The 5,289-nt window shown below is 71.4% G+C and carries 4 protein-coding genes; 3 read left to right on the top strand and 1 reads right to left on the bottom strand.

The window, feature by feature from the left end; all coding sequences use genetic code 11:
- Positions 1–187 precede the first annotated feature (187 nt).
- From EIO58_RS12135 to EIO58_RS12125, 3 genes are all read left to right on the top strand, one after another.
- Entirely contained in the window at positions 188–1,207 is a 1,020-nt protein-coding gene (locus tag EIO58_RS12135) for a pyridoxal-phosphate dependent enzyme (RefSeq protein WP_127819762.1), read from the top strand.
- Complete coding sequence (locus EIO58_RS12130; protein WP_127819761.1) at positions 1,204–2,385, top strand: cystathionine gamma-synthase; 1,182 nt, start codon at positions 1,204–1,206, stop codon at positions 2,383–2,385. The genes EIO58_RS12135 and EIO58_RS12130 overlap by 4 nt, the downstream gene beginning before the upstream one ends.
- 123 nt (positions 2,386–2,508) lie before the next feature.
- Entirely contained in the window at positions 2,509–4,068 is a 1,560-nt protein-coding gene (locus tag EIO58_RS12125) for an SLC13 family permease (RefSeq protein ID WP_127819760.1), read from the top strand.
- Between the two features lie 55 nt (positions 4,069–4,123).
- Here EIO58_RS12125 and EIO58_RS12120 read toward each other — a convergent pair whose 3' ends face one another.
- Complete coding sequence (locus EIO58_RS12120) at positions 4,124–5,197, bottom strand: SDR family NAD(P)-dependent oxidoreductase (protein WP_127819759.1); 1,074 nt, start codon at positions 5,195–5,197, stop codon at positions 4,124–4,126.
- Positions 5,198–5,289: the final 92 nt, after the last annotated feature.

Here is a 5,289-nt window from a genome sequence, read left to right as displayed (position 1 = left end):
CGCCGCGGCCGGCCCGCGGCACGAGTCCTCGCGGCCGGCGCTCGACGCCGTCGAGACCGACCGTCTAGACTGGCCCGCGTGTTGACCTGTCGCTGTTGTCGTTCCTCCTGAAGCATCCCTTCACAGCCATCCGCGACCCCTGACAGATCTTCCCGCGCGTCCGCGCGGCAACACCGAGGACACATCCGTGCGTTACGCCAAGAGCGTGGCCGATCTCGTCGGCAACACCCCTCTCGTCCAGTTGACCCGCGTCACCGACGGCATCCCCGCGACCGTGCTCGCTAAGGTCGAGTACTTCAACCCCGGCGGCTCCGCCAAGGACCGCATCGCCGCTCGCATCATCGACGCAGCCGAGCGCGACGGGCAGCTTCTGCCCGGAGGCACCATCGTGGAGCCGACCAGCGGCAACACCGGCGTGGGGCTCGCGCTCGTGGCGCTCCAGCGCGGCTACCGCATGATCTTCGTCGTGCCCGACAAGTTCGCCGGCCCCAAGGTCGACGTGCTGCGCGCCTACGGCGCCGAGGTCGTCGTGACCGACACGAGCGTGCCGCCCGAAGACCCCCGCTCGTACTACAGCGTGTCGGACCGGCTCGTCCGCGAGATCCCCGGCGCGTTCAAGCCCGATCAGTTCGCGAATCCGAATGGCCCGCTCAGCCACTATGAGACGACGGGTCCCGAGATCTGGCGCGACACCGACGGCCGCGTGACCCACTTCGTTGCGGGCATCGGCACCGGCGGCACGATCACCGGCACCGGGCGCTACCTCCACGAGGTGTCGGGCGGTGCCGTGCGCGTCGTCGGCGCCGACCCGGAGGGATCGATCTACTCGGGCGGGCCGATCCACGGCTACCTCGTCGAGGGCGTCGGGGAGGACTTCTGGCCGGACTCGTACGATCCCTCCGTTCCGGACGAGCTCCACCGCATCCCCGATGCCGAGTCCTTCGACATGGCGCGGCGCCTGGCGCGCGAGGAGGGTCTGCTCGTCGGCGGCTCGAGCGGCATGGCCGTCGTCGCGGCGCTCCGCACCGCACGGGCCCTCGGCCGCGATGACATCGTCGTCGTACTGCTGCCCGATCACGGGCGCGGCTACCTCAACCGCTTCTACGACGACCAGTGGATGCACGACCACGGCTTCGCCGTGCACGAGCGGCAGGCGGAGCCAGCCGCCGACACCGCCCGAACCACCGACGAAGGAGCACGCGCATGACCGATCCCACCAGCGACCGAGGCGTGGAGACGGCTGGGTTCGAGACAGCGGCGGTGCACGCCGGGCAGGCGTTCGACCCGACGACCGGCGCGGTCATCCCGCCGGTGCACTTCTCGACGACCTACGCCCAGGACGGCATCGGCGGCCTGCGCCAGGGGTACGAGTACGGACGCAGCGGCAACCCGACGCGCACGGCGCTCGAGGCGCAGCTCGCGGCCCTCGAGGGCGCGGCGCACGCACTCTCGTTCGCGTCCGGGCTCGCCGCCGAAGACGCGCTGCTGCGTGCAGTCCTGAAGCCCGGCGACGAGGTGCTGCTCGGCAACGACGTCTACGGGGGCACGTACCGGCTCATCGCGCGCGTGCTCGGCGCGTGGGGCATCGGCATCCGCGTGGTCGACATGAGCGACCTCGACCAGGTGCGGGCCGCGCTCGAGGAGCGCCCTGCGCGCATCGTGTGGGTCGAAACTCCGAGCAACCCGCTGCTGCGCATCACCGACATCGCCGGCCTCGCCCGCCTCGGCCACGACGCCGGGGCACTCGTGGTCGTCGACAACACCTTCGCCTCGCCCGCGCTGCAGCAGCCGCTGACGCTCGGCGCCGACGTCGTCGTGCACTCCACCACGAAGTACCTCGGCGGTCACTCCGACGTCGTCGGCGGAGCGCTCGTGCTGAACGACGACGCACTGTACGATCAGGCGAAGTTCCTGCAGTTCGCGGTGGGCGCGGTGTCGGGTCCGCTCGACGCGTGGCTCACGACGCGCGGGATCAAGACGCTCGCCCTCCGCATGCAGCGGCACACCGAGAACGCGCAGGCGATCGCCGAGTTCCTCGACGCCCACGACTCGGTCGCCCGCGTCTACTATCCGGGCCTGGCGTCGCACCCCGGGCACGAGCTCGCCTCGCGGCAGATGTCGGGGTTCGGAGGCATCGTGTCGATCGCGCTGGCCGACGCGGCATCCGCCCGCCGCTTCGCCGAGTCGACGCGCCTGTTCCAGCTCGCCGAGTCGCTCGGCGGCGTCGAGTCGCTCATGAACCACCCCGACGAGATGACGCACGCGTCGGTGCGCGGCACCGAGCTCGCCGTCCCGCCCGAGGTCGTGCGTCTCTCGGTCGGCATCGAGACCGCCGCCGACCTCATCGCCGACCTCGACCAGGCCCTCGCCGCGCTCGGCCGTTGAGCTCGTCGGGGCGCCCTTCGACACCCGCGATCTTCGAGACAGTCGAGCTCGCCTCCGACATCGCAGGACTGGCCGCCCTGCGCGGCTGAACGCCCGCACCGGGCAGTGGCTACGCTGGGCACCGTGGACCCCGTCGTCGCCACGCTCGTCATCCTGGTTCTCGCGGTCATCGCGTTCGTGAGCAACCGCGTGCCGATCGGCGTGGTCGCGATCGGGGTGGCGCTGGCGCTCTTCTTCACCGGCGTGCTGACACTGCCGGAGGCGCTCGCAGGCTTCGGCGACCCGACGGTGCTGTTCATCGCCGCCCTCTTCGTGGTGAGCGAGTCGCTCGACGCGACAGGGGTGACGGCGTGGGCGGGGCAGCAGGTCATCGGCCGCGCTGGCACGAAGCGCACGCGGCTCGTCGTCGTGATCGCCGTGCTCGTTGCGGTGCTCTCGGCGCTCATCAGCATCAACGGCGCCGTCGCGGCACTGCTCCCGCTGGTGGTGCTGGTCGCCGCGCGCGCCGGCCTCGCGTCGTCGAAGCTCCTCCTGCCGCTCGCGTTCGCGGCATCCGCCGGGTCGCTGCTGCTGTTGACCGGCACGCCCGTCAACATCCTGGTCTCGGACTTCGCCGCCGCCGCGGGCGGACGGGCCTTCGGCTTCTTCGAGTTCGCGCTGGCGGGCATCCCGGTCGTGGCCGGAACCGTCACCATCGTGCTCCTCGCGGGACGGCTCATCCCCGAGCGCACGGGTGCGCTCATGCCCGTCGACCTCGTGCGGCACGCGCGGCTGCTGCGCCAGCAGTACGCCGTCACGCTCGACACCGGCACTCTTCTCGGGCCGGTCACCGGCGTGACCGAGGTCGTCGTGGCTCCGCGCTCGCCGCTCATCGGCACCCACGTGTGCGCCGGCATGACGACGCCCGACGGCGACCTCGTGGTGCTCGGCGCGCGGCGCGGCGACGAGCAGCTCACGGGTCCGGAGATCCTCGTGCAGGCCGGCGACGCCCTGCTGCTGCAGGGTACGTGGGACGACCTGTCGCGTCACTCGCACGATTCGGGCGTGCTCGTCGTCGACGACCCGGCACGGCTGCGGCGGTCGGTTCCGCTCGGACGCGGCGCGAAGCGCGCGATCGGCATCCTGATCGTCATGATCGCGCTGCTCGCGACGGGCCTCGTGCCGCCTGCGGCGGTGGCGCTGCTCGCCGCGTGTGCGCTCGTGGTGACCCGCACGGTGACGGTGTCGCAGGCGTATCACTCCATCCCGTGGAGCACGGTCGTCCTCATCGCGGGCATGATCCCAATGTCGACGGCCTTCATCAGCACGGGGACAGCAGACCTCGTCGCAGAGTGGATGCTGTCGTTCCTGGGCGGAACGGGGCCCCACGCCGCCCTCCTCGCGCTGTGCGTCCTCGCGGTCGTGCTGGGTCAGCTCATCAGCAACACCGCCACTGTGCTCATCGTCGCACCGATCGCGATCGCGATCGCCCAGTCGCTCGACCTGTCGGTGCAGCCTTTCATGATGGCGCTCACGGTCGCCGGCGCAGCCTCGTTCCTGACTCCGATCGCGACGCCCGCCAACCTGATGGTGATGGAGCCGGCGGGCCTTCGCTTCGGCGACTACTGGCGGTTCGGGCTGCCGCTGGTGCTCTTCTTCCTCGCCGTGTCGGTGCTGTGGGTGCCGCTGATCTGGCCGTTCTGACCGGATGCACGAAGCCCCGCCGGTTCGGGTCCGTCGGGGCTTCGCGGGTTTCGGATCAGGCGACCGACCAGCCGCCGTCGCTTGGGAGGATGACGCCGTTGACGTTCACGCCGTCGTCCGAGAGCAGGAACGTGATCGACGCCGCGAGCGCGTCGGCCTCCACCGGGTCGGGCATGACCGCCATCGCGGTCTGCACCCGCTGCGCGCCCAGCGGCGAGGCGAACGTCGCCTCGATGTTGGTGATGGTGGGACCCGGGGCGACGGCGTTGACGCGGATGCCGCTCGGGGCGTACATGAAGGCGCTCGACTTCGTGAGGCCGGCGACCGCGTGCTTCGACGCGGTGTAGGCCACACCGGCGGCGGATCCACGGATCGCGGCCTCCGACGCGGTGTTGACGATCGAGCCGCCGCCCCGAGCGAGCATGGCCGGGAGGACTGCGCGCATGAGCTTCATGGTGCCGTCGACGTTCACGCGGAACACGCGCTGCCACACGGCATCCGTCACCTCGCCGACGGGGGTCATGTCGTCCATGATCCCGGCGATGTTCGCCAGGCCGTCGATGATGTCGCCGGCCGCCTCGACGATGCGCGCGACGCCCGCGTCGTCGGTGATGTCGGCGGTGAGTGCGACCACCTCCATCCCCGGGTGCTCGGCGACGAACTCGTCGAGGCGCTCTCGGCTCACGTCGACCGCGATCACGCGGCCGCCCTCACGCGCCACCCGCGACGCGGTGGCGCGGCCGATGCCCGACCCCGCGCCGGTCACGATGACGGTCTTGCCGGCGAACCGGCCCTGGTCGAGCCGCTCGATCCATTCGCGCGGCTCGACGGCGGGGTCGGATGCCTGGGCGGAAGCGGACGCTGCGGCCGTGGGCTGGGCGGCTGCTGAGGGTGCGCCTGGGGGGACGTCGCCGGCGGCCGCGCGGCGCACCAGGTCGTCGAGCATCTCCTGCGTGAACGCGCCGCGGCTGAGCTTGACGAGGCGCTTGAGGGCGAGGCGGCGGACCGGTTTGAACACGTCGGGGGTCTGGCCGGACTGCGCCAGCATCTCGGTGAGGATGGCGTCGCCCGCGGGATCGGCGAGCCAGTCGGCGATCGAGGAATCGCCTGTGAGCGGTGTGGTGCGCATGCTGGATCCTTTCTACCGGACAACTATGTCCGGTATTAGGCTACACCCGTGCCGAGAATCGCTGCCCCGCGCGCGGAGCCCGCCGCGCGAGC

Source organism: Microbacterium sp. CPCC 204701 (assembly GCF_004010105.1).
Lineage (GTDB): Bacteria > Actinomycetota > Actinomycetes > Actinomycetales > Microbacteriaceae > Microbacterium.
The sequence above is the reverse complement of the archived record's forward strand: the minus strand, read 5'-3'. Positions and strand labels throughout refer to the sequence as shown.

Excerpts from the sequence above, each read along its gene's own strand:
- EIO58_RS12130 (WP_127819761.1), top strand. The coding sequence starts at position 1,204 with ATGACCGATCCCACCAGCGACCGAGGCGTGGAGACGGCTGGGTTCGAG.
- EIO58_RS12120 (WP_127819759.1), bottom strand. The coding sequence starts at position 5,197 with ATGCGCACCACACCGCTCACAGGCGATTCCTCGATCGCCGACTGGCTC.